This is a genomic window from Pseudomonas sp. BF-R-19, from assembly GCF_019956445.1.
In the GTDB taxonomy this organism is placed as follows: Bacteria; Pseudomonadota; Gammaproteobacteria; order Pseudomonadales; family Pseudomonadaceae; genus Aquipseudomonas; species Aquipseudomonas fluorescens_BH.
Genome location: NZ_JAHBDN010000114.1, coordinates 80,064 through 106,643, shown reverse-complemented (window position 1 = coordinate 106,643; position 26,580 = coordinate 80,064). Strand labels below are relative to the sequence as shown.

The 26,580-nt window shown below is 61.9% G+C and carries 24 protein-coding genes; 14 read left to right on the top strand and 10 right to left on the bottom strand.

Annotation, left to right across the window (positions count from 1 at the left end; genetic code table 11):
* The first annotated feature begins 83 nt into the window (after window positions 1-83).
* Entirely contained in the window at window positions 84-2,600 is a 2,517-nt protein-coding gene (gene hrpB, locus KGB28_RS29870) for an ATP-dependent helicase HrpB (RefSeq protein WP_223449055.1), read from the top strand.
* Here the strand turns inward: hrpB and KGB28_RS29865 are convergent, their stop codons facing one another.
* Window positions 2,601-3,524 carry a LysR family transcriptional regulator gene (locus KGB28_RS29865; RefSeq protein ID WP_223449054.1) on the bottom strand — a complete coding sequence of 308 codons (924 nt, stop codon included), beginning with the start codon at window positions 3,522-3,524 and terminating at the stop codon, window positions 2,601-2,603.
* Between the two features lie 226 nt (window positions 3,525-3,750).
* Between KGB28_RS29865 and KGB28_RS29860 the strand changes: the two genes are divergently transcribed.
* From KGB28_RS29860 to KGB28_RS29840, 5 genes are all read left to right on the top strand, one after another.
* A complete protein-coding gene (locus KGB28_RS29860) occupies window positions 3,751-5,241 on the top strand; it encodes an aldehyde dehydrogenase (protein ID WP_223449053.1) in 1,491 nt (496 codons plus the stop codon).
* Window positions 5,242-5,262: 21 nt separating this feature from the next.
* Window positions 5,263-6,633 (top strand): aspartate aminotransferase family protein, encoded by a 1,371-nt coding sequence (locus tag KGB28_RS29855; protein ID WP_223449052.1) that lies wholly within the window; start codon window positions 5,263-5,265, stop codon window positions 6,631-6,633.
* A 393-nt stretch (window positions 6,634-7,026) separates the two neighbouring features.
* Window positions 7,027-8,013, top strand: a complete 987-nt coding sequence (locus tag KGB28_RS29850) for an ABC transporter substrate-binding protein (protein WP_150672692.1) — start codon at window positions 7,027-7,029, stop codon at window positions 8,011-8,013.
* An 8-nt stretch (window positions 8,014-8,021) separates the two neighbouring features.
* The gene (locus tag KGB28_RS29845; RefSeq protein ID WP_007990681.1) at window positions 8,022-8,825 is read left to right on the top strand and encodes an ABC transporter permease; all 804 of its coding nucleotides are present in this window, start codon (window positions 8,022-8,024) and stop codon (window positions 8,823-8,825) included.
* A complete protein-coding gene (locus KGB28_RS29840; protein WP_090451570.1) occupies window positions 8,813-9,646 on the top strand; it encodes an ABC transporter ATP-binding protein in 834 nt (277 codons plus the stop codon). The genes KGB28_RS29845 and KGB28_RS29840 overlap by 13 nt, the downstream gene beginning before the upstream one ends.
* A 144-nt stretch (window positions 9,647-9,790) precedes the next feature.
* On the opposite strand, the gene KGB28_RS29835 is transcribed toward KGB28_RS29840, so the two are convergent.
* Both KGB28_RS29835 and KGB28_RS29830 read right to left on the bottom strand, forming a co-directional pair.
* Complete coding sequence (locus KGB28_RS29835) at window positions 9,791-10,870, bottom strand: endonuclease/exonuclease/phosphatase family protein (protein WP_223449051.1); 1,080 nt, start codon at window positions 10,868-10,870, stop codon at window positions 9,791-9,793.
* Between the two features lie 66 nt (window positions 10,871-10,936).
* Window positions 10,937-11,611 carry a YciC family protein gene (locus tag KGB28_RS29830; RefSeq protein WP_223449050.1) on the bottom strand — a complete coding sequence of 225 codons (675 nt, stop codon included), beginning with the start codon at window positions 11,609-11,611 and terminating at the stop codon, window positions 10,937-10,939.
* 178 nt (window positions 11,612-11,789) lie between these two features.
* On the opposite strand from KGB28_RS29830, the gene KGB28_RS29825 reads away from it, so the two are divergent.
* From KGB28_RS29825 to KGB28_RS29815, 3 genes are all read left to right on the top strand, one after another.
* Window positions 11,790-12,572, top strand: coding sequence for a DUF2076 domain-containing protein (locus KGB28_RS29825; RefSeq protein WP_223449049.1), 783 nt, complete (start codon window positions 11,790-11,792; stop codon window positions 12,570-12,572).
* A gap of 120 nt (window positions 12,573-12,692) precedes the next feature.
* Window positions 12,693-13,172, top strand: a complete 480-nt coding sequence (locus tag KGB28_RS29820) for an NYN domain-containing protein (protein WP_007990686.1) — start codon at window positions 12,693-12,695, stop codon at window positions 13,170-13,172.
* A gap of 22 nt (window positions 13,173-13,194) precedes the next feature.
* Entirely contained in the window at window positions 13,195-13,800 is a 606-nt protein-coding gene (locus tag KGB28_RS29815) for a PolC-type DNA polymerase III (protein ID WP_223449048.1), read from the top strand.
* Window positions 13,801-13,937: 137 nt separating this feature from the next.
* Here KGB28_RS29815 and KGB28_RS29810 read toward each other — a convergent pair whose 3' ends face one another.
* Window positions 13,938-14,390, bottom strand: a complete 453-nt coding sequence (locus KGB28_RS29810; RefSeq protein ID WP_007990688.1) for an Lrp/AsnC family transcriptional regulator — start codon at window positions 14,388-14,390, stop codon at window positions 13,938-13,940.
* A gap of 165 nt (window positions 14,391-14,555) precedes the next feature.
* Here KGB28_RS29810 and yedA point away from each other — a divergent pair, with 165 nt between their 5' ends.
* Window positions 14,556-15,488, top strand: coding sequence for a drug/metabolite exporter YedA (gene yedA / locus KGB28_RS29805; RefSeq protein WP_223449047.1), 933 nt, complete (start codon window positions 14,556-14,558; stop codon window positions 15,486-15,488).
* Between the two features lie 78 nt (window positions 15,489-15,566).
* A complete protein-coding gene (locus tag KGB28_RS29800) occupies window positions 15,567-16,907 on the top strand; it encodes a DEAD/DEAH box helicase (protein WP_150726987.1) in 1,341 nt (446 codons plus the stop codon).
* A gap of 117 nt (window positions 16,908-17,024) precedes the next feature.
* Here the strand turns inward: KGB28_RS29800 and KGB28_RS29795 are convergent, their stop codons facing one another.
* Entirely contained in the window at window positions 17,025-18,266 is a 1,242-nt protein-coding gene (locus KGB28_RS29795; RefSeq protein ID WP_223449046.1) for a TIGR03862 family flavoprotein, read from the bottom strand.
* Window positions 18,267-18,564: 298 nt separating this feature from the next.
* On the bottom strand, window positions 18,565-19,485 hold the full coding sequence (locus KGB28_RS29790; RefSeq protein WP_223449045.1) for a histone deacetylase: 921 nt from the start codon (window positions 19,483-19,485) through the stop codon (window positions 18,565-18,567).
* 79 nt (window positions 19,486-19,564) lie between these two features.
* Here KGB28_RS29790 and KGB28_RS29785 point away from each other — a divergent pair, with 79 nt between their 5' ends.
* From KGB28_RS29785 to KGB28_RS29775, 3 genes are all read left to right on the top strand, one after another.
* Window positions 19,565-20,134, top strand: a complete 570-nt coding sequence (locus tag KGB28_RS29785; protein WP_223449044.1) for a GNAT family N-acetyltransferase — start codon at window positions 19,565-19,567, stop codon at window positions 20,132-20,134.
* Window positions 20,135-20,238: 104 nt separating this feature from the next.
* Window positions 20,239-21,108, top strand: a complete 870-nt coding sequence (tesB, locus tag KGB28_RS29780) for an acyl-CoA thioesterase II (protein WP_046041726.1) — start codon at window positions 20,239-20,241, stop codon at window positions 21,106-21,108.
* A complete protein-coding gene (locus KGB28_RS29775; protein ID WP_046041727.1) occupies window positions 21,105-21,698 on the top strand; it encodes an HAD family hydrolase in 594 nt (197 codons plus the stop codon). Before tesB ends, KGB28_RS29775 begins: the two co-directional genes overlap by 4 nt.
* A gap of 141 nt (window positions 21,699-21,839) precedes the next feature.
* Here KGB28_RS29775 and KGB28_RS29770 read toward each other — a convergent pair whose 3' ends face one another.
* The 4 genes from KGB28_RS29770 to KGB28_RS29755 form a co-directional block, all read right to left on the bottom strand.
* Window positions 21,840-22,799, bottom strand: a complete 960-nt coding sequence (locus tag KGB28_RS29770) for an alpha/beta hydrolase (RefSeq protein ID WP_223449043.1) — start codon at window positions 22,797-22,799, stop codon at window positions 21,840-21,842.
* Entirely contained in the window at window positions 22,800-23,693 is an 894-nt protein-coding gene (locus KGB28_RS29765; protein WP_223449042.1) for a neutral zinc metallopeptidase, read from the bottom strand.
* A 226-nt stretch (window positions 23,694-23,919) separates the two neighbouring features.
* Window positions 23,920-24,753, bottom strand: a complete 834-nt coding sequence (locus tag KGB28_RS29760) for an aldo/keto reductase (protein WP_223449041.1) — start codon at window positions 24,751-24,753, stop codon at window positions 23,920-23,922.
* Entirely contained in the window at window positions 24,737-26,485 is a 1,749-nt protein-coding gene (locus KGB28_RS29755; protein WP_223449040.1) for an FAD-dependent oxidoreductase, read from the bottom strand. The genes KGB28_RS29760 and KGB28_RS29755 overlap by 17 nt, the downstream gene beginning before the upstream one ends.
* Window positions 26,486-26,580: the final 95 nt, after the last annotated feature.

Below are 26,580 nucleotides of genomic sequence, written 5' to 3'. Positions count from 1 at the left end.
GAACGCCAAGAACGTTACTGGTTAGAGCCCAGACTACGCCAAACAGTTCGCCGTTATACTCGCCGCTCTGTTTGGGAGCCAGCATGATTTCTTTGCCGATCGATGAAGTTTTACCCGCCCTGCGTGAAGCCCTCGCTACACGCCACGAAGCCGTGCTCGAAGCGCCGCCCGGTGCCGGTAAAACCACCCGGGTGCCTTTGGCCTTGCTCAATGAGCCGTGGCTGGCCGGGCAGACCATCCTGATGCTCGAACCCCGCCGGTTGGCCGCGCGTGCAGCGGCGGAGCGGCTGGCCAGTGAGCTGGGGGAGAAGGTCGGCGAAACCGTGGGCTATCGCATTCGGCTCGACAGCAAGGTCGGTCCCAACACCCGTATCGAAGTGGTCACCGAAGGCATCCTCACCCGGCGTTTGCAGGATGACCCGGCACTGGAAGGCGTAGGCCTGCTGATCTTCGATGAGTTTCACGAACGCAGCCTCGACGCTGATCTGGCGCTGGCCCTGAGCCTCAATGGCCGCGAACTGTTCCGTGACGATCAGCCGCTGAAAATCCTCCTGATGTCCGCCACACTCGAAGGCGAACGCTTGGCCGGGTTGCTCGACGACGCACCGATCCTGCGCAGCGAAGGGCGCATGTTCCCGGTGGCGATGCGCTGGGGGCGGCCGTTCCAGGCCGGTGAATTCATCGAGCCGCGTCTGGTGCAGACCATCCTCGAAGCCTTGAACGACGAGACCGGCAGCGTGTTGGTGTTCCTGCCGGGGCAGGCAGAAATCCGTCGCGTGCATCAGCAACTGGCCGATGCCTTGGGCGAAAACACTCAGGTTCTACTGTGCCCGTTGCACGGTGAACTGGACCTCGCCGCGCAACGGGCTGCAATCGATCCGGCACCAGCGGGCAAGCGCAAAGTGGTGCTGGCCACCAACATCGCCGAAACCAGCCTGACCATCAATGGCGTGCGCGTGGTGATCGATGCCGGGCTGGCGCGGGTGCCGCGTTTCGATCCCGGCAGTGGCATGACCCGTCTCGACACCCAGCGCATTTCCAAGGCCAGCGCCACCCAGCGTGCTGGCCGGGCCGGGCGCCTGGAGCCCGGTGTGTGTTATCGCTTGTGGTCCCAGGACCAGCACGAGCAACTGGCGGCCTATGGCAGTGCGGAAATCCTCTCGGCGGACCTCGCCGGGCTGGCTTTGCAACTGGGACGTTGGGGCGTGACGCCCGGGCAACTGGTGTGGCTCGACGTGCCGCCAGCCGCCGCCTATGCACAGGCCCAGGACCTGCTCGAACGCCTGGGGGCTCTGGAGGGTGAAGCGCTGACCCGTCATGGTCAGGCCATGGCCGAACTGCCGGCACATCCGCGTATCGCGCATTTGCTGTTGCGCGGCCAGGCGCTGGGTCTGGCGGACATGGCCTGCGACGTCGCGGCACTGCTCGGCGAGCGCGATATCTTGCGCGGCGCCGGGGCGGACTTGCACAGCCGACTGGTATTGCTGTCTGGCGAAGAGCGCGCCGCACGCGGTGCTCAGGGCGGGGTGCAGCGCGCACGGCAACTGGCGCGGCAGTATCGTGGTTATCTGCGGGGCAAAGCCTCGGAGCCGGTCAGCGATCCGGATCACCCGCGCTGGCTCGGCGCGTTGCTGGCGCTGGCCTATCCCGACCGCGTCGCCCAGCAACGGCGCGCCGGTGGTGCGGAATATCGCTTGGCCAACGGACGTGCCGCACTGTTCGCCGAGGCCGACAGCCTGATGAAGCAAGCGTGGCTGGTAATCGCCGATCTGGGCAGTCGCCAGGGCCAGCGTGAAGAGCGGATTTACCTGGCGACGGACTTCGATCCGGCGCTCTTCGATTCAGTGCTGGCCGAGCAGGTGCGCTGCGTCGATCAACTGGATTGGGATGAACGTGAAGGGGTGCTGCGGGCAGAGCGTCAGCGCAAGGTTGGCGAATTGATCCTCAGCCGCGAGCCACTGACAGGCCTCGACGAAACCGCCCGCAGCCAGGCACTGGTGAACCTGGTGCGGCGCAAAGGCCTGGAGCTGTTGCCGTGGACCCCGGAGCTGCGTCAGTGGCAGGCGCGGGTCGCCTTGTTGCGGCAACTGGACCTCGCCGCCAAGGGCGAGAGCGAGTGGCCGGATGTCAGCGACGCGGCGTTGCTCAAGCGTCTGGAACACTGGCTGATGCCGTATCTGGGCAAGGTTTCGCGGCTCAGTCACTTCGCTAATCTGGACCTGTCGAGCATCGTCCACAACCTGCTGCCATGGCCTCTGCCGCAACGGCTGGACGAACTGGCGCCGCATCATTTGAGCGTGCCGTCGGGCTCGTCGATTCGTCTGGACTACAGCGAACAGCCGCCGATTCTGGCGGTGCGATTGCAGGAGTTGTTCGGCCTGGCTGAAACCCCGCGCATCGCCGGGGGCCGGCAAGTGGTCAAGCTGCATCTGTTGTCCCCGGCGCGCCGGCCGGTGCAGGTGACTCAGGACCTGGCCAACTTCTGGCGCAGCACCTATGCCGAGGTGAAGAAGGATTTGAAGGGGCGTTATCCGAAGCATTACTGGCCGGATGATCCGCTGGTGGCCGAAGCCACCGCGCGGATAAAGCCGCGAAAGTAGTTATGAGGCAGGTCTTTCAGCCTTGGCGGTCAGTTGTTCGCGGCAATAGTCCGCAAACAACTGCGCCGGTTTGGTCAGTTGCCCGCGCTTGAGCCATGCCGCCACCAGCCCGGATCCGGTGACGTCTTCGGCGATGTCCACGCACACTACTTTCTGCCCGTCGTAGGTGCACTCCGAATGCGGCTTGGTCACCAGGATCGAGAATCCGAATCCCTGGCCAACCATGCCGCGCACCATCTCGATCGATGGCGAGCTGAAGGCGATGCGCGGGGTCAGGCCCAGCTCTTCGAACAGGCTGACGAAGTAGGTCCGGCTCGGCTGTACGTCCAGAAGGATCATCGGCTCCAGGCACAGGTCCCGCAGCGACACTTGCGCCTGCTGGGCAAAGCGGTGATCCGCCGGCAGCAGCGCGTAGGGTCGTTGCGCCGGCATCAGCGGTTCGGTTTCGATGGTGCCGTCGAGGTCGTGTTCATAGAGGATCGCCAGATCGAAGGCGCCGGAGGTCAGGCCCTGTACTAACTCCTGCTGCTCGCCATCGCGGATGCGGATTTCCACCCCCGGGTACAACGCGGAAAATCCTGCGATCAATTGCGGCAGATACAGCGGCGCGACGGTTTCGAAACAGCCGATATCGATCTGCCCGGAGACCACGTCGTTGTCGGCCAGGGCGTTCTGTTCGAACTCCTTGGCCATGCGCAGCAGTTCCTGGGCCTTGCGGTAGAAGCGTGCACCACTGGGGGTCAACGACACGCCCTGGGCGTGATGGCGGATCAGCAGTTGCACGCCGAAGCTGTCTTCCAGCCCTTTGATGGCCGTGGAGATCGAAGGCTGGGCGATGTACAGCTTGCGCGAGGCCTCGGCGACGCTGCCGCACTCGACGGTGGTGATGAAGTATTTCAGTTGACGCAGATTGTAGGCAGCCACAGCAAACCTCGGGGGAGAACGGATCAGGCATCCTGGCAATTTGCGCGCCACCCCTATCCGCTCGGGTAGCGATTTGTTGTGTTTGAACAATAACCACATGCTGCGCCAGAAGGGAGATTGGCTACGTAGTTTTTTCTTGGCCTGCGAACACATTTTTACTGGTTTTCCACCGCTCGGGCCTGAGCGACTATCCAATACACAAGAATGTCCTCTGGAGCATCTGAACGTGTTCGAGCTTGAGTATTGGCAACGCAAGGCCGCTTCCCTGCGGTTTCCCGACCAGGCCGTGATCGACGGCCAGCGCCGCCCGGCGCAGTCGGGACAGACTTTCGCCGCGATCAACCCTGCCACCGGGCAATGCCTGGCCAACATTGCCGCCTGCGGTGAAGAAGACGTGAACGCGGCGGTGCACAATGCGCGGCAGGTCTTCGAGGCTGGCACCTGGGCTGCGCGCTCGCCGACTGAACGCAAGCAAGTGCTGTTGCGTCTGGCCGACTTGATCCTCGAAAACCGTGAAGAGCTGGCGCTGCTCGATTCGCTGAACATGGGCAAGCCCGTCACCGATGCCTACAACATCGACGTGCCGGGTGCCGCCGGGGTGTTCCGCTGGTACGCCGAAAGCCTCGACAAACTCTACGATCAGGTCGCGCCGAGTGCGCAGAACGTGCTGGCAACCATTACTCGTGAAGCCCTGGGCGTAGTGGCTGCCGTGGTGCCATGGAATTTCCCTCTGGACATGGCCGCGTGGAAACTCGCCCCGGCCCTGGCCGCCGGTAACTCGGTGATCCTCAAACCGGCCGAGCAGTCGCCGTTTTCTGCCCTGCGCCTGGCCGAGCTGGCGCTGGAGGCGGGGATTCCGGCAGGCGTACTCAACGTACTGCCAGGCCTCGGCGAGCAGACCGGCAAGGCCCTCGGCCTGCACCCGGACGTCGATTGCCTGGTGTTCACCGGCTCCACCGAAGTCGGCAAATATTTCATGCAGTACTCGGCTCAGTCGAACCTCAAGCAGGTGTGGCTGGAGTGCGGCGGCAAGAGTGCGAACCTGGTGTTCGCCGATTGTCAGGACCTCGATCTGGCCGCGGAAAAAGCCGCGTTCGGCATCTTCTTCAATCAGGGCGAAGTGTGCTCGGCCAACTCGCGGTTGCTGGTGCAACGCTCGATCCATGACGAGTTTGTCGAACGCCTAAAGGCCCAGGCCGAACGCTGGTTGCCGGGCGATCCGCTGGACCCGTCGAGCGCCGCCGGGGCCATCGTCGACAGCCGTCAGACCGCGCGCATCATGAAATTCATCCAGGAGGCCGAACAACAAGGCGCGACCAAGGTATGTGGCGGTCGTCAGTCGATTTTCAACGGTTCCGACAACTTCATCCAGCCGACGATTTTCATCGGCGTGACACCGGACATGCCGCTGTTTCGCGATGAAGTGTTCGGCCCGGTGTTGGCGATTACGCCATTCGACGATGAGACCCACGCCTTGCAACTGGCCAACGACAGCGTCTACGGTCTGGCGGCTTCGCTGTGGACCGACGACCTCAACCGCGCCCACCGTGTGGCGCGACAATTGCGGGCCGGTACGGTGTCGGTCAACAGCGTCGATGCGCTGGATGTGACCGTGCCTTTCGGCGGCGGCAAGCAGTCGGGTTTCGGCCGCGACCTGTCCCTGCATTCATTCGATAAATACACCCAGTTGAAGACCACCTGGTTTCAATTGCGCTGATAACAAAACGGAGAACTGGCGATGACCACACCACGTGATACCCGCGACTACCAGGCCGCCGACGCTGCGCACCACATCCATGCGTTCGTCGATCAGAAAGCCCTCAACGACGAAGGGCCACGGGTGATGGTCCGTGGCGAGCGCCTGCACCTGTGGGACAACGATGGCCGGCGTTACCTCGACGGCATGTCCGGGTTGTGGTGCACCAACCTCGGTTACGGGCGCAAGGACCTGGCCTTTGCTGCGAGCCAGCAACTGGAACAGCTGCCGTACTACAACATGTTTTTCCACACCACCCACCCGCAGGTGATCGAGCTGTCCGAGCTGCTGTTCAGCCTGCTGCCGGCTCACTACAGCCACGCGATCTACACCAACTCCGGCTCCGAAGCCAACGAGGTGTTGATCCGCACGGTGCGTCGTTACTGGCAGGTACTCGGCAAGCCCGAGAAGAAAATCATGATCGGCCGCTGGAACGGTTACCACGGTTCGACCCTGGCCGCGACGGCGCTGGGCGGTATGAAATTCATGCACGAAATGGGTGGCATGATTCCGGACATCGAGCACATCGACGAGCCGTACTTCTTCGCCCACGAAGGCAACCTGACGCCGGCCGAATTCGGTCTGCGTGCGGCACAGCAACTGGAAGCGAAGATTCTCGAACTGGGTGCGGACAAGGTCGCAGGCTTTATCGCCGAACCGTTCCAGGGTGCCGGCGGGATGATCTTCCCGCCAGAAAGCTACTGGCCGGAAATCCAGCGCATCTGCCGCAAGTACGACGTATTGCTGTGCGCCGATGAAGTGATCGGCGGCTTCGGTCGTACCGGCGAATGGTTCGCCCACGAGTACTTCGGTTTCGAGCCGGACACCCTGTCCATCGCCAAGGGCCTGACCTCGGGCTACATCCCCATGGGCGGCCTGATCCTGTCGAAGAAAATGGCCTCGGTGCTGGTGGAGCAGGGCGGCGTGTTTGCCCACGGCCTGACCTATTCCGGACACCCGGTGGCGGCGGCGGTGGCGATTGCCAACCTCAAGGCGCTGCGTGATGAAGGCGTGGTGACGCGGGTCAAGGACGACATCGGCCCATACCTGCAACAGTGCCTGCGCGAAGTGTTCGGCAAGCACCCGCTGGTGGGTGACATCCAGGGCACCGGCATGGTCGCGGCGCTGCAACTGGCCGAAGACAAATCCACTCGCAAGCGTTTTGCCAACGAGAACGACATCGCCTGGCGCTGCCGCACGATTGGTTTCGAGGAAGGGGTGATCATTCGCTCGACCTTGGGCCGGATGATCATGGCGCCGGCGTTGATTGCCAGTCGTGAAGAGATTGATGAGCTGATCAGCAAGACTTTGAAAGCGGTGGATCGTACGGCGCAGGAATACGGCCGGCTCTGACTTTGTAGCGCTCTTGCGGGCCTCTTCGCGGGCAAGCCCGCTCCCACAGGATTTGTGTCGGCCGCACGTTTTGGGCACGACACATAACCTGTGGGAGCGGGCTTGCTCGCGAATGCTATGGCCCATTCAACACATTTTTAACGCCTTGCACCCACCTCGGGCATCCTTGCCCACAGCGCCCTTTCGCGGTGCGCGCTAACGAGTTTTTTCATCGTTCACATCCACATATTTCCTCATTTTCCTAAGCCCTCCCATGGGCCAACATCGATCTCGCCAGCCAGCCGAATGCTGCCCGCCGAAGGGTCCACCCAGAGACCACAGGTTGCAGCTGCACCCAGGCCACTGGCCGTACTGCCCATGACAAAACTAAATCAACAGCTTTGGGAGTGCTCCATGATCAAGTCCTTGCTTACCCGCGTTGCCCATCCACTGGCGGTCACCGCCATCGCCGCGACGGTCGCCACCAGCGCCCAGGCCGGCACCCTGTCCATCGGTCATACCACCTGGGTCGGCTACGGCACCCTGTACCTGGCCCAGGACCTTGGCTACTTCAAGGAGAACGGTCTGACCGTCGAGTTGCCGGTGGTCGAAGAAGCGGCGATGTACATGGCCGCACAAGCGTCCGGCGAGTTGTCCGGCTCGGCGTCGACCATCGACGAGGTGCTCAAGTACCGTCCGCAATTCTGCTTCAAGGCTGTGGCCGCGCTGGACGACAGCCATGGTGGCGACGGCGTGCTGGTGGGCAAGGACGTCAAGAGCCTGCAGGAACTCAAGGGCAAGGCCGTTGCGGTCAACGAAGGTTCGACCTCGCAGTTCTGGCTGTCCTATCTGCTGAAAAAACACGGTATGAGCATGAGCGACATCACTGTGCAGAACATGACGGCCGACGATGCCGCCACTGCGTTCATCGCCGGTCGGGTACCCGCCGCCGTGACCTGGGAACCACACTTGTCGATGGTTCGTGACAAGAAACAGGGCAAGGTGCTGATCGACAGCAGCAGCACACCGGGGGTGATCGTCGATGTGGTCGCACTGAACTGCAGCGTGATCGAAAAGCAGCCGGAAGACGTCAAGGCCCTGGTGGCCGGTTTGTACAAAGCCGTGCAGTACACCAAGGATCATCCACAGGAAGCCTACAAAATAATGGCCAAGGGGGTCGGCGGTTACCTGGCCGATCCGAAGGAAATGGAAGCGGCCGCCCAGGGCGTGCGCTTCTACGATCAGGCCATGAGCGAAAAACTGCTGGGCTCGCCGGGCAAACCGGGTGACAGCGCACCGCTGATCAAACTGGCCAACGAGACCGCCAGTGAGCTGCAAGGCAAGCCCTACAACGTCAGCAATGACGACCTGATCGACAACCGTTTCGTCACCCCGCTCTAGGAGGCTGCATGTTCAAGCGCAATTCATGGCTGAGCCGCTGCATCACGCCCAAGACCGGTTTGCCGGTCTCGGTGATCTGGAGCGCGAGCGGCCTGGCCTGGGTGCTGTTGGTCGGCCTGTGGGCCGGCTTGTCCTACGGTGGCGTGGTGCCGGGCATGTTCCTGCCGACGCCGGGTGCGGTGGTCGAGGCCGCCGTGCGCCTGGGTCGCGACGGCACCCTCGGCCAGCATGTGTGGGCCAGCGTCGAAGTGGTGATGGTCGGTTTCATCGTGTCGTCCCTGGTGGCGGTGCCGCTGGGACTGTTGATGGGCAGCTTCCGCATCGTCCAGGCCTTCCTTGAGCCGCTGGTGAATTTCATTCGCTACCTGCCGGTGACCTCGTTCGTGCCGCTGTTCATCCTGTGGATCGGCATCGGTCTGGAGCAGCGGGTGTCGGTGATCATCTTCGGAGTGTTCTTCCAGCAACTGGTGATGATCGCGGACGTGTCCAAAGGCATCTCCAAGGACCTGATCAACGCCTCCTACACCCTAGGTTCCAATCGCCGCGATGCGGTGCTGCATGTGATCGCTCCGGCTTCCCTGCCAGGTGTGCTCGACACCCTGCGCGTGACCATGGGCTGGGCCTGGACTTACCTGGTGGTGGCTGAACTGGTCGCCGCCTCCAGTGGCCTGGGTTACCTGAGCCTCAAGGCCATGCGTGGCTTCCAGGTGGACGTGATTTTCCTCGCCATCGCGATCATCGGCCTGCTGGGCCTGGTCACCGATCAACTGTTCCGTTTCCTACGTCTGAGGATCACCGCATGGGCTCAGTAACCGCCGCCACTCATCGTTTTGTCGCCCCTCAGGCTGCCCCGGTGAACGCGCCACGGCTGAAGGTGGACAAGGTCAGCCTGAGTTACAAGAAACCCGATGGCGGTACCTTTACCGCGTTGGAGGAAGTGTCGTTCGAGGTGCCGGACCAGCAATTTGCGGTACTGGTGGGGCCTTCGGGTTGCGGCAAGTCGAGCCTGCTGTACCTCACCGCCGGTCTGGCCGAACCGACCTCGGGCGAGATCTACGTCGGCGGCCAACAGGTGGAAGGCCCCGGCGCGGACCGCGGCATGGTGTTCCAGAGCTACACGCTGTTTCCATGGCTGACGGTGCGGCAGAACGTCGAGTTCGGCCTCAAGCGGCGCGGCATGCCGGCGGCGCAACGCAAGGACATCGTCGATTACTACGTCAACGAAGTGGGCCTGAGCGGCTTTGCGGACAACTACGCCAAGCAGTTGTCCGGCGGCATGATGCAACGCGTCGCCATTGCCCGGGCACTGGCCAATGACCCGCAGATCCTGCTGATGGACGAACCCTTCGGCGCCCTCGACAGCCAGACGCGCCTGCAAATGCAGCAGTTGTTGCTGCGGGTGTGGGGCAACAGCAAGAAGACCGTGTTGTTCGTGACCCACGACATCGACGAGGCGATTCTGCTGGGTGACCGGGTGTATGTGATGGGCGCCAGACCGGGGCGGATCAAACAAATTCTGGATGTGCCGATTGAGCGTCCACGCAACCTGGACATGGTCATGGAGCGCTCGTTCATCGAGATGAAACGCGAGATCTTCGGGCTGCTGCATGATGATCTGGAGGAAGTGCATTAAGTCAGGTGTGCACAGACCCTGTGGGAGCGGGCTTGCTCGCGAAAGCGGTGTATCAGACAACATTGATGTCGGATGTACTGGTCTCTTCGCGAGCAAGCCCGCTCCCACAGGATTTACATCTGACTTGAGTGAGGCGCTACGGCGCTACGGCGCTGCCGGCAACAGGAACCGCGCAATCACCGGCAGGTGATCGGAGATACGCAACGTATCGTCCTGTCGCACCATCGCCTCGACCCGTTTGATCCGCGGGCTGTAGAACAGGTAGTCGACGGTCCGGTCCGGGCCGTTCAGCCCGGGATCGTTCGGGTAATGGGTCAGCCAGCGTTCGCGGTCGATACCACTGGCTTCGTTGTTGGTCGGGATCATCGGGTATTTGTCCCACAGCAGGTGCAACGGGCTGTCGGCGGAGTAGGGCGCGCGTTGTGCGTCGGACAGGCGTCGATACTGGCCCAGCGGCAACAGGTTGAAATCTCCTCCGATCAGCCACGGCGTGCCACGGCTTTCGAGTTTATCGAGGGCCCTGGCCACGGCGTTCACCTGGTTTTGCAAGGTATTGTCGGCTCGAATGGCGCGGTCCAGATGGGTATTGAGCACCGCTATTTGCCCGCCATCACTCAACGGCAAATAGCTCACCAGCAAGGCATCTCTGGGCTTGAATTGGCGGCTGATTGGATTGCCCGAGGCGACTGGAAGTTGCAGCCGTTCGGCATGTTCGATCTGGTAACGGCTCAGGGTTGCCAGTTGCCGGCCGACACTGCCGAAAATGTGCGGGTTCGGTACGAAGTCGGCCTTCCAGTCGAACGCGCTGGTGCCACACGGATACAAGTCGGCGAGCCGTTCTTGCAGCAGTTTGAACTGGTGCTGGTAATCGCTGGCCTTGGCGCCGTCGTCCAGCTCCTGCAACAGCACGATGTCCGGTTGTTCGTCGCGAATCACCCGCGCCACTTCGTCGAGGCTGAAGGCCATGTCTTCCGCTGTGGGACGTTCGTCGGTGCCGGCGGCCAGGTCATTCCAGAACACGTAACGCTTGCCCGCCAGGGACTGGACGTTCCAGGTCATCACCTTCAACGCCTGCCCGGGGACCAGGGAGGGGGCCTGGGCACTGCAACTGACAGGCAACACTTCTTTGGCATCGGGGCGCCAGGTCAGGCTGTAGATCATCACGGTGATCAAGCCGGTCACGATCAGCAGGCCCAGCAGGGTGTAGCGCAGTAGACGGGTCATGGCTCGGCTTATTAGCGTTACAGGATTGTTTCCGAGCATACCCGAGAGCGATGTTCGCGCCCAAGGTCAGAGCGAGTTGTCATTTCTCTCAGGCAACGGGTTGATCAGCATGAACAACCGGAACAGCACCACGCTGGTAAACAGCTGCAGGAAGCTGTGGGCGCTGTCGATCAGCACTGAAACCACCGGGTTCTGAGGTTCCGGGTACGCCGCCAGCGTCACGCCTTTGAGCAGCCACAACGGCCCCATCACACACAAAATGCACAGCAGGATGCGCAGGAAGTGACCGCTGGTCAGGCGCAGGCTTTCCTTCATGGCCGCCAGCGGCGCCAGGCCGCGCAATACCAGCAGGTATTCGCCAAACGCCAGGGTCACCATCAGGTAGATACCCGGCAGGAAATACAGCGACAGACCCAGCAGAATCAGCACGGTATTGAGCGCCGTCAGCAGGGCGAAGCGCGGCCACAGGTAGGCGGACCTAGACAGCAGCTCGCGGTTGCTCGGCGATTCGCCGCGGCTGCGAGCATCGAGAAACAGAATCAGCGCGGCGGTGTACAGCGGGTACACCAGCAAGCCGACAATCACGCTGATGCCGGGGAAACTGTCCGGCTCCGTGGAGTGGTCGACCACTTGTTGCAGCAGTGCCTCAAGCATCACCAGCGGCAGGCACAGCTGCACGATCTGGCCCAGATTGCGCTTGAAGAAGTACAGGGAGTCACGCAGCACATCTAACGGATTCATCAGTTGGTATCGCAGGTTGGAAGCAGTGGCTCACTTTAACCGATCAAGCGCCGGGGGGCGCAAACGTAAACGTTCGGTAAAGGACATTGAAACATCTTGTTTCAGCCTCCATTAAGGTCGAGCACCTTATCCTCATCGGATAAAGGCAACGATTTCCCCGGCAATCTACGAGGTCGCCATGAACAGCGAAGAACAAACCCTGATCGATGGACTGTTTTCCCGGCTGCAGCAGGCCGAAACGGACTCAGCCCCGCGCGACGCCCAGGCCGAGGCGCGGATCAAGGAACACCTGACGCGCCAGCCCGCGGCCGGTTATTTCATGACCCAGGCGATTCTGGTGCAAGAGGCGGCGATCAAGAGCCTCGATGAGCAGAGCAAACAACTGACCCAGCAAGTCCAGCAATTGCAGGCCGAACTGCAACAGGCCAAGGCCCAGGCGACCCCGGCTCCTGCGCCGAGTAGTGGTGGCTTTTTGTCGAGCATCTTTGGCGGCGGCTCTCGTGAGCCACAGCCCGCGCCAACCCAGAGCGCACCGCCGTCGAGCGGTGGCTGGCGTGAGCCGGGACGCTCGTCGTTCGGTTCGCAACCGCCACAGCAGAACTTCGGCGCGCCGCCGCAAAACTTTCCACAACAGGGCTATGCACCCCAGCAACAGGCTCCGGCAGCGGCCGGCAGCAGTTTCCTCGGCGGTGCGCTGAAAACCGCCGCCGGCGTGGCGGGTGGCGTAATGCTGGCACAGGGCATCAGCAGCCTGTTCCATCACAATCAGCAACCGGAAGTCGTCGAAGTCATCAAGGAAGAGCCGGCCCAGGTCAACGACCAGGGCAACCATGGCTGGGGCGATGACCAGCGCATGGCCGGTAACGATTCCTACAGCAACGATCAGGGCGGGTTCAGCGACGCCGACTACAGCGATGACAGCTCATCGTTCTTCGGCGGCGACGACGATTCCTTCGTCTGACACGCCATTCGTCCGGAGCGCAACCGTGCTCCGGGCCGATTATTCGCGGAACAATCCTTCGGGCTGGCATACTGGGCGACTTTTCGGGCCTGGTGCCTGATTCAGCCTCGAGGAAAGCCGGTGAAAAAAATCGCAGTGTTCGCCGATGTCCAGAACCTCTACTACACCGTGCGTCAGGCTTATGGTTGCCACTTCAACTACGCCGCACTGTGGGCTGACATCAGCAAACAGGGCGAGATCGTCGAAGCCTACGCCTACGCCATCGACCGTGGCGACAGCAAACAGCAGCAGTTCCAGCAGATCCTGCGTAACCTCGGTTTCACCGTGAAGCTCAAGCCGTACATCCAGCGCAGCGATGGTTCGGCCAAGGGCGACTGGGACGTGGGCATTACCCTCGACATCATGGATGCCGCCGATCATGTCGATGAAATCGTCCTGGCCTCCGGCGACGGTGATTTCGACATGCTGCTCGAACGCATCATCAGCAAGCACGGGGTGCAAGCGGTGGCCTATGGCGTGCCGGGCCTTACCGCCAACTCGCTGATCCGCGCCGCCAGCCGCTACGTGCCGATCGAAGGCGCGTTGCTGCTCAAGAATTGATTTTTACGGAGTTGAACCAGGTTTGGAACGCATAGCAGTCATCGACTTTGAAACCACCGGGATCTCCCCGAGCAGCAGCTGCCGGGCCACGGAAATCGCCGTGGTGATCCTTGAACAGGGGCGCATCGTCGAGCGTTACCAAAGCCTGATGAACGCCGGTGTGCGCGTCCCGGCCTTCATCGAGCAACTCACCGGCATCAGCAACGCCATGCTGCGCACCGCGCCGTCGGCGGAGCAGGTGATGAACGAAGTGAATGAATTCGTCGGCTGCACCCCGTTGCTCGCGCACAATGCCGCGTTCGACCAGAAGTTCTGGGACTTCGAGCTCGGGCGAATCAAACGCACCCGCTTGCAGAACTTTGCCTGCTCACTGCTGCTGGCCCGCCGCCTGATGCCCGCCGCGCCGAACCACAAACTCGGCACCCTCACCACGTTTGCCAACCTGCCCCATACGGGCAAGGCCCACCGGGCCATGGCCGATGCCGAGATGGCGGCCAACCTGACGACGCATCTGGCTGAAGAGTTGCGCCAGAAGCACGGCTTGCGCGAGCTGTCCCATGACTTGCTGTGCAAGTTGCAGAAGGTCCCGGCGGCGAAAGTGGGTGAACACCTCAAGCGCTATCGCTGATCCCGAAAACACCGCAAATCCCCTGTGGGAGCGGGCTTGCTCGCGAAAGCGCCAGTTCAGTGAACATCATTGTTGAATGACACACCGCTTTCGCGAGCAAGCCCGCTCCCACATTTTGATCTGCTGTGGTCTTGGGTTTATTTGCCATTGCCTTCGATATGCCCCAACGGCACGCGCTTCTCTATCGCACTCGACAACACAATCGACGTCTTGCTGAACCCGAACGTGGCAATCCGGTTGATCAGCTCTTCCAGCTCCGGCATCGAACCCACTGCCGCTTGCATGATCACGCACGGGTCGCCGGTCACCCGATGGCATTCGGTCAATTGCGGGATTTTGATCAGGTCGTCGTAGGCTTTCTGGTTGCCGTGCTGGTTCAGGCGCAGTTCGATCACGCACTGGATCGGCAGGCCGAGCTTGGCCATGTCGACCTTTGCCTGATAGCCGGTGATCACACCGCTGGCTTCGAGCTTGGCCACGCGCTCGGCCACGGCCGGGGCGGACAGGTTGACCTTGCGCGCCAGGTCCGCGTAGGACGCGCGACCGTTTTCCAGCAGGGCGCTGAGCAGCATGCGGTCGTACTTATCCATCGGGGTGACTCCTGAAAATCGCTGACTTTCGAAAACACGGTTTATAGCGCTGAACTCCGTGTTTTGAAAAGTGTACTGGCGCTTTAAACAGGTTTTGTAACTTATTTTTCGACGCTGGCCTTTCTAGAATAGCCGTTCACTTGTCCTTGCCTGTGAGCTGCCCCCATGTCCGGCCTTCGTCGCTTTCCCTTACCCTTGATCGCTGCCTTCTTCGCCTTGTATGTGATTTGGGGCTCGACCTATCTGGTGATCCGTATTGGCGTGGAATATTGGCCGCCACTGCTGCTCGCCGGCATCCGTTTCGTCATCGCTGGGACCTTGATGTATGCCTTTCTGCGTTGGCGCGGGGCGCCGGCACCGACCTGGGCGCAGTGGAAAGCCGCCGGGATCATCGGGATTTTGCTGCTGGCGTGTGGCAACGGCGCGGTCAGTGTGGCCGAGCACACGGGCGTGGCCTCCGGGGTGGCGGCGTTGGCGGTGGCGACGGTGCCGCTGTTTACCTTGCTCTGCGGCTATTTCTGGGGCGCACGTAATACTCGTCTCGAATGGGCCGGGATTGTGCTCGGGCTGATCGGCATCGCCATGCTCAACCTCGGTTCCAACCTGCAATCGAGCCCGCTGGGCGCGGCGTTGCTGATATTCGCGGCGGCAACCTGGGCCTTTGGCTCGGTGTGGAGCAAACACTTGCCGCTGCCACAAGGCGCGATGGCCAGCGCTGTGGAAATGCTGGTGGGCGGCGTCGTATTGCTGATTGCCAGCGCAGTCAGCGGTGAACACCTGGAAAAGGTGCCGCCGATCGAAGGCTGGGCCGCGTTGGCGTATCTGACCGTGTTCGGTTCGATCATCGCCTTCAACGCCTACATGTACCTGTTGAAGCACGTGCGTCCGGCCGCTGCCACAAGCTATGCCTACGTCAACCCGGCGGTGGCGGTGTTGCTGGGGATCGTGTTCGTCGGCGAGACCATCGGTATCGAGGAAGCCCTGGCGATGGCGGTGATCATCAGTGCCGTGGTGTTGATCGGCTTGCCACAATGGCGTCGCACGCCAGAGCGGCCAGTGGTGGCGACGGCAGTACCGACAGAATCCCGTGTGAATTAGGGTAAACTGCGCGGCATTGCATCTTGTTTTGCACACTTGTTTTGAACAACCCGCGCTGAATTTTCCTACGGTACTCCCATGACTTTCGCCACCCTTGGCCTGATCGAACCCTTGCTGCGCTCCCTCGAGACGCTCGGCTACCAGACTCCGACGCCGGTTCAGGCGCAAGCCATTCCGGCGGTGCTGGCCGGTCGTGACCTGATGGCCGCCGCCCAGACCGGCACCGGCAAGACCGCCGGTTTCGCCCTGCCGCTGTTGCAACTGCTGGCCATGGAAGGGCCGAAAGTCACCGCCAACTCGGTCCGCGCTCTGATCCTGGTACCGACCCGCGAGCTGGCCGAGCAGGTTCACGAAGCCGTGCGCCAGTACGCCGAGAATCTGCCGCTGCGTACTTACGCGGTGTACGGCGGCGTCAGCATCAACCCGCAGATGATGAAGCTGCGCAGCGGTGTCGATCTGTTGGTGGCGACCCCGGGCCGCTTGCTCGACCTGTTCCGCCAGAACGCGCTGAAGTTCAACCAGCTGCAAACCCTGGTGCTGGACGAAGCCGACCGCATGCTCGACCTGGGCTTTTCCGAGGAACTGGCGAACATTTACCGCGCGCTGCCGAAGAAACGCCAGACGCTGCTGTTCTCCGCGACCTTCTCCGATGACATCCGCCTGCTGGCCGGGCAGATGCTCAACGATCCGCTGACCATTGAAGTCAGCCCGCGCAACGTCGCGGCCAATACGGTCAAGCAATGGATCGTGACGGTGGACAAGAAGCGCAAGCCGGAGCTGTTCGTGCACCTGATGCGCAAGGGCAAGTGGAAGCAGGTGCTGGTGTTCGCCAAGACCCGCAACGGCGTGGACGCGCTGGTGGATAAACTCCAGGGCCTGGGCATCAATGCCGACGGCATCCACGGCGACAAACCCCAGGCGACTCGTCAGCGTGCACTGGACCGGTTCAAGGCGAGTGAAGTGCAGATCCTGGTCGCTACCGACGTGGCGGCCCGTGGCCTGGATATCGAAGACCTGCCGTTGGTGGTCAACTTCGACTTGCCGATCGTTGCTGAGGATTACATCCACCGCATCGGCCGTACCGGTCGCGCGGGTTCGACCGGCGAGGCGATTTCCCTGGTGTGCGCCGATGAAGTGAATCTGCTGTCGGCCATCGAGATGCTGACTCGCCAGACCTTGAAGCGGCAGAACGAGCCGGACTTCGAGCCCGAGCACCGCGTGCCGGACACTGATGCCAGTGGCCAGGTCGTCAAGAAGCCGAAAAAACCGAAGAAGCCCAAGGCTTCCGGTGGTGGCGGTGGTAAACGCAATCTGGGTCGGTGGGTTGATAGCGGAGAGGTTGCGCCGGCGGAGCCTTCGATCAAGCCTGTGCGCAAGGTGCCGGTGTTCAATACCGGGCCGCGTAAGCGTAAGCCTTGATTTACCCCTGCGTCTGTTAGGCCGCCTTCGCGAGCAAGCCCGCTCCCACACTGGATCTGTGTTGTTCACAAATCCCCTGTGGGAGCGGGCTTGCTCGCGAAGGGCGCGCCTCGGTCTTCAGCCCTTGCGCTGCAACCATTCCACCATCCCCAACCCCGCCGCCCGCCCACTGGCGAAACACGCGGTCAGCAGATAGCCGCCGGTCGGCGCTTCCCAATCGAGCATTTCCCCGGCGCAAAACACGCCAGGCAGTTGCTTGAGCATCAATCGCTCATCCATCGCCTCGAACAGCACACCGCCAGCACTGCTGATGGCCTCGTCCAGTGGACGGGTTTTCACCAGCGTCAGTGGCAATGCCTTGATCGATTTGGCCAGCAGACTCGGGTCGGTAAATGCTTCGGCAGGCGTCAGTTCACGCAATAGCGCTGCTTTGACCCCATCAATGCCCAACTGACTGTGCAGGTGTTTGGCCATGGAGCGCGATCCCCGTGGCTTGCTCAACGCCGCTTGAACTTTATCCACAGGCCGGCCGGGCAACAGGTCCAGATGAATCGTTGCCGAACCGTGCCGGTTGATCGCCTCGCGGATCGGCGCGGACAGGGCGTAGATCAAACTGCCCTCGATCCCGGTGGCGGTAATCACACATTCGCCGAGTCGCGGCACGTCGTCGTTAAGGCCGATGGCGATATTTTTCAGCGGCGCGCCGGCGAATTTGCTGACCATCAATTCGCTCCAGGCCTGCACCTCGAAGCCGCAATTACTCGGTTGCAACGGCGCCAGTCCTACGCCGCGTTGCTCCAGTGGCAGCATCCATTCGCCGTCCGAACCCAGTCGCGACCAACTGCCGCCACCGAGGGCGAGCAGGGTGGCATCGGCCTGCACGGTTTTTTCGCCTTCCGGGCTGTCGATGCGCAATCCGCCACGCTCGTCCCAGCCGAGCCAGCGGTGGCGGGTGTGGATAACTACGCCGCTGTCGCGCAGGCGCTTGAGCCAGGCACGTAGCAGCGGTGCGGCCTTCATGTCGGTGGGGAATACCCGGCCGGAGCTGCCGACGAAAGTTTCGATGCCCAGGTCATGAATCCACTGGCATAGCGCCTCGGCACCGAAGCCGCGCAGCAGCGGGGCGATCTGCGGGGCGCGTTCGGCGTAGCGCGAGAGAAACGCCGGGTAGGCTTCGGAGTGAGTGATGTTCATGCCGCCGACGCCGGCCAGGAGGAATTTTCGTCCGACCGAAGGCATGCCGTCGTACAGGTCGACCTTGATCCCGGCCTGGCTCAACACTTCGGCCGCCATGAGGCCGGCGGGGCCGCCGCCGATGATGGCGACGCGGGAAGGGGAGGAGTTCGAGGGCTGGGTCATGGTGAGGGCTGCGGTCTGGCGGATTTAAGCCGGGCATTCTAGCAGCCCGAATCCCTGTGGGAGCGGCGGTGCGACGATTCGACTTGCTCGCGAAAGCGGTTTGTCAGTCGACATTGATGTTGAATGTTAAACAGCCTTCGCGAGCAAGCCCGCTCTCACATTTGGTTTGTGGTGTTTACAACTGCTGGTTAAAAAACAACCAGCGCTCTGTAGCCTATACGCAGTATGGGCTGCAGGCCCTTTCACTCAGGTTATCCACAGGCAGTTCCACAGGCATTGTGGGTAAAGCATCCACAGCTCAGTGACAACCTGATGACTGCCAGACACGTTGCGCGCTGTGATGGAGGATGCCGTGACGGCGGGCCAGGGCCTGGCGGTCCTTGCTGTAGCCGCCGCCGATTACCCCGACCAGCGGAATGTCGCGGCCAAGGCAATGGCGTATCACGCTTTCATCGCGGGCGGCGACGCCTTCGTCTGTCAGCTTCAGATAACCCAGGGCGTCGTCCTTATGCACATCGACACCGGCGTCATACAGCACCAGGTCCGGTTGGTAGAGCGGCAGCAGGTAGTTGAGTGCATCGTCCACCACCTTCAGGTAGTCGGCATCGCCCATGCCATTGGGCAGAGGAATGTCCCAGTCACTTTCGGCCTTGCGCGCAGGAAAATTCTTTTCGCAGTGCAGGGAAACGGTCACCGCCTCCGGAGTGTTGTGCAGTATTCGTGCAGTCCCATCGCCCTGATGCACATCGCAATCGAAGATCAGCACCCGATTCACCCGACCACTTTCCAGCAGGTAATGACTGATCACCGCCAGGTCATTGAAGATGCAGAAGCCGGCCGGGTAATCGTAGTGCGCATGGTGGGTGCCGCCCGCCAGGTGGCAGGCCAGACCATGCTCCAGCGCCTGCTCGGCCGCCAGCAACGAGCCACCGACCGCCCGCACCGTACGCCGGGCCAGGGCTTCGTTCCAGGGCAGGCCGAGGCGGCGCTGGTCTTCGCGGGACAATTCGCCACTCATGTAGCGTTCGATATACGAAGGGTCATGGGCGAGGGCGAGAATCTCTGCCGGACACAGCTCCGGGCGCAACAGGTCGGCATCGTGGGTCAGGCCGCTGTCCACAAGGTGATCGCGCAACAGGCGGAACTTGTCCATCGGGAAGCGGTGATCCGCCGGAAACTCGGGGCTGTAGTCTTCGTGATAAATCAGCGGCAGTGGCATGGTCATTTCATGTAGGAATGAGAGAAGGATCCTACCAGCGTTGTAGACTTGCGACATTGAAATGGAGGGGCGGGGCACGATGGAGCCAATACTGGAACTTGAAAGCGCTCGGCTGCTGTTGCGCCAGTGGCGCGATGAAGATTTAGCGGATTTTGCGGCGATGTGTGCCGATCCGCAGGTGATGCGCTATTTCCCGGCAACCTTGAGCCGGCTGGAAAGCGCATCATTGATCGGGCGAATCCGTGGTCATTTCGCCGAGCATGGTTATGGTCTCTGGGCCTTGCAGCGCAAGGACTCTGGCCAGTTCATCGGGTTTACCGGGCTCAACGTGGTTGGATTCGACGCGCCTTTCACCCCCGCCACGGAAATCGGCTGGCGCCTGGCCCGCGAGCACTGGGGCCTCGGTTACGCCAGTGAAGCGGCGTGGACCGCTCTGCGCTGCGGGTTCGACCGCTTGCCGCTGAATGAGGTGGTGGCCTTCACGACGCAAACCAATCTGCCGTCGGAGAAAGTCATGCAGGCCATCGGCATGCACCATGATCCGAAAAATGACTTCGATCACCCGCGACTCGAAGCCGGTCATCCGTTGCGTCGGCATGTGCTGTATCGCATCAGCCGCGAACAATGGCTGCAAACCTTGCATGGATAACCTGACACGGACGTTTACAATGGCCCTCATGGGCCGAGTCCAGAAACTGAATCGACCGTTGCAGCCAAGGCTGCGCGGCAATGTTTTGCGTGAGGAGCATCTGAATGAGCCAAGTGTTGGATGATCTGGTCGACCTGCTGACCCTGGAACCGATCGAAGAAAACCTGTTCCGCGGCCGCAGCCAGGACCTGGGGTTTCGTCAGCTGTTCGGTGGTCAGGTGCTCGGCCAGTCGCTGTCGGCGGCCAGTCAGACGGTGGAAGAGGCGCGCCATGTGCATTCGATGCACGGCTATTTCCTGCGTCCGGGCGATGCCGGGTTGCCGGTGGTGTATCAGGTTGATCGGGTGCGTGACGGCGGCAGTTTCAGCACGCGTCGGGTGACGGCGATCCAGAAGGGCCACCCGATCTTCACGTGCAGTGCGTCGTTCCAGTACGACGAAGAAGGCTTCCAGCACCAGACTGAAATGCCGCAAGTGGTCGGTCCGGAAAACCTGCCATCGGAACTGGAAATCACCCAGCAGCGCGCGCACCTGATCCCCGAGAAAATGCGCGAAAAACTGCTGTGCCCGAAGCCGATCGAATTTCGCCCGGTGACCGAGAAAGATCCCTACAACCCGCTGCCTTCCGATCCGGTCAAGTACGTCTGGTTCCGCGCCGACGGCGCTTTGGCCGATTCGCCGGCGCTGCATAAATACCTGCTGGCCTACGCATCGGACTTCGGTCTGCTGGTCACCTCGATGCAGCCCCACGGCAAGTCGGTCTGGCACAAGGACATGCAGGTTGCCAGCCTCGATCACGCGCTGTGGTTCCACCAGGATCTGCGTGCCGATGACTGGTTGCTCTACGCGATGGACAGTCCGTGGGCGGGCAACTCCCGTGGATTCTCCCGTGGCAGCGTGTTCAACCGCGCCGGGCAACTGGTGGCCTCGGTCACCCAGGAAGGCTTGATCCGTCACCGCAAGGATTGGGCATGAGCCTGGCCGACGTGCGTCACTGGGTGTTCGACATGGACGGCACCCTGACCGTGGCCGTGCACGACTTCGCGGCGATTCGCGTGGCGTTGGCGATTCCTGCCGAACACGACATCCTGACCCACCTCGCCGCACTGCCGGCCGAGGAGGCCGCCGCCAAACATGCGTGGCTGCTCGAGCATGAGCGGGACCTGGCCCTCGGTTCGCAACCAGCGCCAGGTGCGGTGGAACTGGTGCGCGAGTTGGCCGGGCGTGGTTATCGCCTGGGCATTCTCACGCGCAATGCCCGGGAGCTGGCACATGTCACGCTGGAGGCCATTGGCCTGGCCGACTGCTTTGCGCTGGAGGATGTGTTGGGCCGCGATGATGCACCGCCCAAACCGCATCCGGGCGGCTTGCTGAAACTGGCCGAAGCGTGGAAGGTGCCGGCGAGCGAGATGGTGATGGTGGGTGATTACCGTTTTGATCTGGATTGCGGGCGGGCAGCGGGAGCGCGCACGGTGCTGGTGAATTTGCCGGATAATCCATGGCCGGAATTGACCGATTGGCATGCGGCGGATTGTGTCGAGTTGCGGCAGATGCTGTTGGCTTGAGTGCTCCGTTGCCTGGTCAACCACTTTCGCGAGCAAGCCCGCTCCCACAATGATTCTGTGGTGTTCACGATGTTGTGTTCACTCAGATCCATTGTGGGAGCGGGCTTGCTCGCGAAGAGGCAGGCCCAGGCACTACAAGAGTCATTGTCCAAACAAAGCCTTCTGCCCCTCCGGCGAGGTAAACATCCCGTCCCCGTCATGCCCGACCCCGGGCACTTCAATCAGTTGCTGCTTCAACCCTTGCGGTTGCAGCCGCTTCAGATAATCGAAGTAAAAACGCCCGCGGGCCAATCGAGACGGCCCTTGCGCCTTGGCCTCACAGCTTTTATCCAGCGCCGGATGATTCGGATCGATGTCCTGCTGCCCCAGCAGATAAACGACTTCACGCTTTAGGTAACTTTCCTGCAACTGCGCGGCAGTTTGCCCTTCGGCGTAGGCCGGTAAATCCGCCAGCCCGTACTTCCAACGATTGAAGTTCGGGCAACCGGCGTGGCTGAACGCCACGGGCCGGCGCTCATCGAAATAAGCGTAGGAGGACGGATTGGCGATCACGTAGCGCACCTGCACGCCGGCCGCATCGAGGTCGGATTGCGCGTGACCGAGCAATGCATAGCGCTGAACCACCTGCGCGCCGCCGGAGTGCCCGGCGATGACAATTTGCTTCACCTCCGGAAACTGCTGACGGTCACCCAACCGGGCGATGATTTCGTCGAGCGCCGCGTAGGAACTCAGCCGAAACGGCGCCGTGGATTCGCCGCCAGCCATCCATTCATTGCCTTGCCAGCGCAAAACCGTGTCGGCTACCGGATGGACCGCAACGTCGGCTTCATTGAGGAATTGCGGGGCGATCACCAGGGTCGTTGCGCTTTGCCCGGCCAGTTCGGCCGCGTGCTCACCGCTCTGCAGATAGGTTTGCGCATTGCGCAAACGACCGTGGAGGATGATCAGCACCCGTTCGATTTTTGCCGGGGCGGGGCTGATGCCCACCGCGATTTCACCTGATTTCAACAGCAGGCGCCCTGAGCTGAGGTCTTTGACCCCCTGCTCGGCGGCCTGGGACGTTGCGCAAGTAAACAGAACAACCAACAACCACTTCTTCATTTACAGATTTTTCGCCGCAAAGGTATCGCACTGGCCAACCTGGCCTTGGGCGAAACCGGTTTTGAACCAGCGCACCCGTTGCGCCGACGTACCATGGGTGAACGAGTCCGGGACCACACGGCCCTGACCCTGTTGCTGCAAACGATCGTCGCCGATGGCGTTCGCTGCGTTCAATGCTTCGTCGATGTCGCCCGGTTCCAGCCAGTTCAGGCGCTTCTGCGCGTTGTTGGCCCAGACGCCGGCCAGGCAATCGGCTTGCAGTTCCTGACGAACCAGCAAACCGCCGTCGCCTTCCATCTGCCGGCCTTGTTGGCGTGCTGCCTGAATTTTTGCGGACACCCCAAGCAGGGTCTGCACGTGGTGTCCGACTTCGTGAGCGATCACGTAGGCCTGGGCGAAGTCGCCCGCGGCGGAAAAACGTTGGGACATCTCCTGGAAGAACGCCATGTCCAGGTAGACCTTCTGGTCGGTGGGGCAATAGAAGGGGCCGGTCGCCGAGGTGGCCAGACCGCAGGCCGAATTCACGCGATTGCTGAACAGCACCAGGGTCGGGTCCTTATATTGGCGGCCGGCCTGCTGGAAAATTGCGCCCCAGGTGTCCTCGGTATCGCCGAGGATCGAGCGCACGAATTCCGCGCTCTCATCATTGACCGGTGGTGCCTGGCGACTCTGGTTGGTGGCGGGTGCCGATTGCTGGTCCATTTGCCCGGTCAGTTGTCCGAGGATTTGCAGCGGATCCTGGCCGGTGATCCAGCCGATGCCGACGATCAGCAGGATCGCCGTCAGGCTCAGGCCTTTGCCACCGCCAAAACGCATGCCGCCGCCACCGCCGCCAACATCATCGCCACGGGCGTCGACCACGTTGTCGCTGCGTCGGCCTTTTTTCCATAGCATGTGGGAATCCTCTTCTGTTCCGGGTAAAGCTCCGTGCGATGAGTGTTGCCGCCAAGTGGGAGCGGCGCCAGTCCGGTCGTCCGTCTTTTTCTCGCGCACAGGCTGATTCCCGGCACCCCGCGAGAGGCTGCCGAGAACATTTCAGGTTTGTATTGAACACGGATATCCCGTCGAATTCCGTCCTGCGATGGGTTTTTATCGAGAGGGCGATCGCCGGTCTTGCGGATTATTCGTCGAATGCATCCCACACCGGGGCAAAGTCAGGGCTGACCTGACGCTCGCGTTTGGACAGGCTGGCAATCAAGGCACGGTCTTCATCATCCAGTCGCACATCCAGCGCCGCGAGGTTGGCCAGTTGATTGGACTCGCTGCTGGCCTTGGGAATTGCGGCCACGTTGGGTTGATCCAGCAGCCATTTGAGCGCGACCTGGGTCGGCAGTACGCCGTGTTTCGCGGCGATCTGCTGGATGGCCGGAATCTGCGACACCTTGTTGCGCGCCAGTGGCGTGTAGGCTGTCAGCGCAAGATCCTGTTGACGGGCGTAGTTGAGCAGGGCGTTTTGTCCGAGCAGCACGTGGTATTCGACCTGGATCGCCGACAGCGGCGCCCCCAGTTCTTCGACGACTTTGCGTAGCAAGGGCAGTGGGAAATTCGCCACGCCAATGTTGCGCGCCAGGCCTTGTTCCCTGAACGACACCAGGGTTTCTATGGTGCGCGGCAAGTCCCAATCGGTGGTTGGCCAATGGAGCATGAACAGGTCGACGTATTCGCTGCGCAGGGCTTTGAGGCTACGGTCCATGGAGTGACGCATGGCGTCGGGTTGCAGTTGGTCCCACCAGACTTTGCTCGTGACGTGGATCTGCTCGCGGGGTGTCGGACTGTTCGCCAGCGCCTGACCGACAGCGTCTTCGTTGTTGTAGGCCGCTGCCGTGTCGATGTGCCGGTAACCCAGGGCCAGGGCCTGCTCCACGGCACGGGTGCATTCCTCGCCGAGCATTGGCCAGGTGCCGAGGCCGAGTTTCGGCATGTTCAAACCCTGTGCATTAACGATGTGCTGCATGGTCGATCTCCTTTTCATAAGCAGTGACGCCTGCGATATGGCGCGCGGCGATGTAGCCGAAGGTCAGCGCCGGGCCGAGATTGATGCCGCCAGCGGGGTAGTGACCGCCCATGATGCTGGCCATGTCGCCGCCCGCCGCGTACAGGCCGGCGATGGGTTGCGCTGCATCATCCAGGACCTGGGCATGTTGGTTGACCTTGAGCCCGGCGAAGGTGCCGAAGCAGCCCGGCTGGACTTTCACGGCATAGAACGGGCCTTGCTCAATCGGTGCGACGCATGGATTAGGTTGTTGCAACGCGTCACCCTGCTTGCGGTTGTAGGGCGTGGAACCACGACCGAACTGCGGGTCCTCACCGTTGCGCGCGTGGCGGTTGTAGTCCGATACGGTGCTGCGCAAGCCAACCGGGTCGATGCCGCAGGCTGCAGCCAATTCCTCAAGGGTGTCGCCGGTTTTCAGATAGCCGCTGCGGATGAAGGATGACAGCGGCAGCGGAAATGGCCGAGAGATGCCCAGGCCATAACGACGTTGAAAACCATGGGTGCAGATCAGCCACGACGCCACTTCTTCACCCGGCGGGGCGGCGGCGACCATGGCCGTGACGTAGTCGTAGTAGCCGTTGGCTTCATTGACGAAGCGCTGGCCGTTGCTCAGCACACCGATGATGCCGGGTTTGCCACGCTCGATGATGTGCGGGAAGTGTCCCGTGCTGCCGTCGCCGTGCGGCACTTGCGAAACCGGCGCCCAGGCCACAGCGGACGCCATGTCGCTGTTGACCCGGGCACCGACACTTTCGCCCAGGCGCAGGCCATCGCCGCAAACGCCGAGGGGCGGCAAGGCCAGATGCTCATGCCCGGTCGGTGTGCGGGGAAACAGTGCCTTGCGGCGTTGGATGTCATTGGCGAAGCCACCCGCGGCGAGCACCACGGCCTTGTGTGCATGGATGCGCACCGAGCCTTTGGCGGTGCTGACCACTGCACCTCGTACCTGATCATTTTCGCGCAGCAATCGGCTCACGGGCGCGGATTCCCAGAGCAACACGCCGAGGTCATCGGCGGATTTCGCCAGGCGTGCCACCAAGGCCACGCCGTTGACCAGTTGCATCGCCCGGCCATGCATGGCGAGGTCAAACAGGTGACGGCTGAAACGCCGCGTAACATGCCAGGCCGCCGACAGCGAACGGGTCAGGTTGAGGAATGCCGTGAGATCCGCTCCCGCCATGATCGGCATGCCCATGAACGAGGTTTCCCGCATGGTTTTGCGCAGACGCTTGAGCAGTGTGCCGACCTTTCGTGCGTCGTAAGGGGCGGCAATCACCGAGCGTCCACCGGTACCTGCCCCGGGCGTGTCGCCATGAATGTCGGCAATGGCGTTACCGTCGGAAAATTGCAGCGAGGTGTGCTGCTCGAAGAACGACACCATCCGCGGGCCGGCTTCCAGGAAAGCGTCGATCATCGCTGGATCAAAGCGCTCGCCCAGTTCGTGTTTCAGGTAGGTGCGCGGCAGTTCAACGTCTTCGACGATGCCCGCGCGCCGGGCCAGCGGATTGCAGGGCACCCAGGCCCAGCCACCGGACCAGGCCGTGGCGCCGCCGAACACCGGGTCCTTTTCTACCACTATGACTTTCAGCCCGTGCCACGCGGCGGTCACAGCCGCCGACAGTCCCGCAGCACCGGAGCCAACGATCAGCACATCGCAGTCGATGTCGGGAAGAAAGTGGGCTTCGGCAGGCATTGTTTGAACTCCGGTGTTTTATTGTTTTGGAATTTGGTTCCAGAAAATATAAGAGTCAGGTAAAGCCGAACAAGTCTGAAGGGCGTAAAGCGGGC

Coding starts and splice junctions, on each gene's coding strand:
- hrpB (WP_223449055.1), top strand. CDS start 84: ATGATTTCTTTGCCGATCGATGAAGTTTTACCCGCCCTGCGTGAAGCC.
- KGB28_RS29855 (WP_223449052.1), top strand. CDS start 5,263: ATGACCACACCACGTGATACCCGCGACTACCAGGCCGCCGACGCTGCG.
- KGB28_RS29850 (WP_150672692.1), top strand. CDS start 7,027: ATGATCAAGTCCTTGCTTACCCGCGTTGCCCATCCACTGGCGGTCACC.
- KGB28_RS29845 (WP_007990681.1), top strand. CDS start 8,022: ATGTTCAAGCGCAATTCATGGCTGAGCCGCTGCATCACGCCCAAGACC.
- KGB28_RS29840 (WP_090451570.1), top strand. CDS start 8,813: ATGGGCTCAGTAACCGCCGCCACTCATCGTTTTGTCGCCCCTCAGGCT.
- KGB28_RS29835 (WP_223449051.1), bottom strand. CDS start 10,870: ATGACCCGTCTACTGCGCTACACCCTGCTGGGCCTGCTGATCGTGACC.
- KGB28_RS29830 (WP_223449050.1), bottom strand. CDS start 11,611: ATGAATCCGTTAGATGTGCTGCGTGACTCCCTGTACTTCTTCAAGCGC.
- KGB28_RS29825 (WP_223449049.1), top strand. CDS start 11,790: ATGAACAGCGAAGAACAAACCCTGATCGATGGACTGTTTTCCCGGCTG.
- KGB28_RS29810 (WP_007990688.1), bottom strand. CDS start 14,390: ATGGATAAGTACGACCGCATGCTGCTCAGCGCCCTGCTGGAAAACGGT.
- yedA (WP_223449047.1), top strand. CDS start 14,556: ATGTCCGGCCTTCGTCGCTTTCCCTTACCCTTGATCGCTGCCTTCTTC.
- KGB28_RS29800 (WP_150726987.1), top strand. CDS start 15,567: ATGACTTTCGCCACCCTTGGCCTGATCGAACCCTTGCTGCGCTCCCTC.
- KGB28_RS29795 (WP_223449046.1), bottom strand. CDS start 18,266: ATGACCCAGCCCTCGAACTCCTCCCCTTCCCGCGTCGCCATCATCGGC.
- KGB28_RS29790 (WP_223449045.1), bottom strand. CDS start 19,485: ATGCCACTGCCGCTGATTTATCACGAAGACTACAGCCCCGAGTTTCCG.
- KGB28_RS29785 (WP_223449044.1), top strand. CDS start 19,565: ATGGAGCCAATACTGGAACTTGAAAGCGCTCGGCTGCTGTTGCGCCAG.
- tesB (WP_046041726.1), top strand. CDS start 20,239: ATGAGCCAAGTGTTGGATGATCTGGTCGACCTGCTGACCCTGGAACCG.
- KGB28_RS29775 (WP_046041727.1), top strand. CDS start 21,105: ATGAGCCTGGCCGACGTGCGTCACTGGGTGTTCGACATGGACGGCACC.
- KGB28_RS29770 (WP_223449043.1), bottom strand. CDS start 22,799: ATGAAGAAGTGGTTGTTGGTTGTTCTGTTTACTTGCGCAACGTCCCAG.
- KGB28_RS29765 (WP_223449042.1), bottom strand. CDS start 23,693: ATGCTATGGAAAAAAGGCCGACGCAGCGACAACGTGGTCGACGCCCGT.
- KGB28_RS29760 (WP_223449041.1), bottom strand. CDS start 24,753: ATGCAGCACATCGTTAATGCACAGGGTTTGAACATGCCGAAACTCGGC.
- KGB28_RS29755 (WP_223449040.1), bottom strand. CDS start 26,485: ATGCCTGCCGAAGCCCACTTTCTTCCCGACATCGACTGCGATGTGCTG.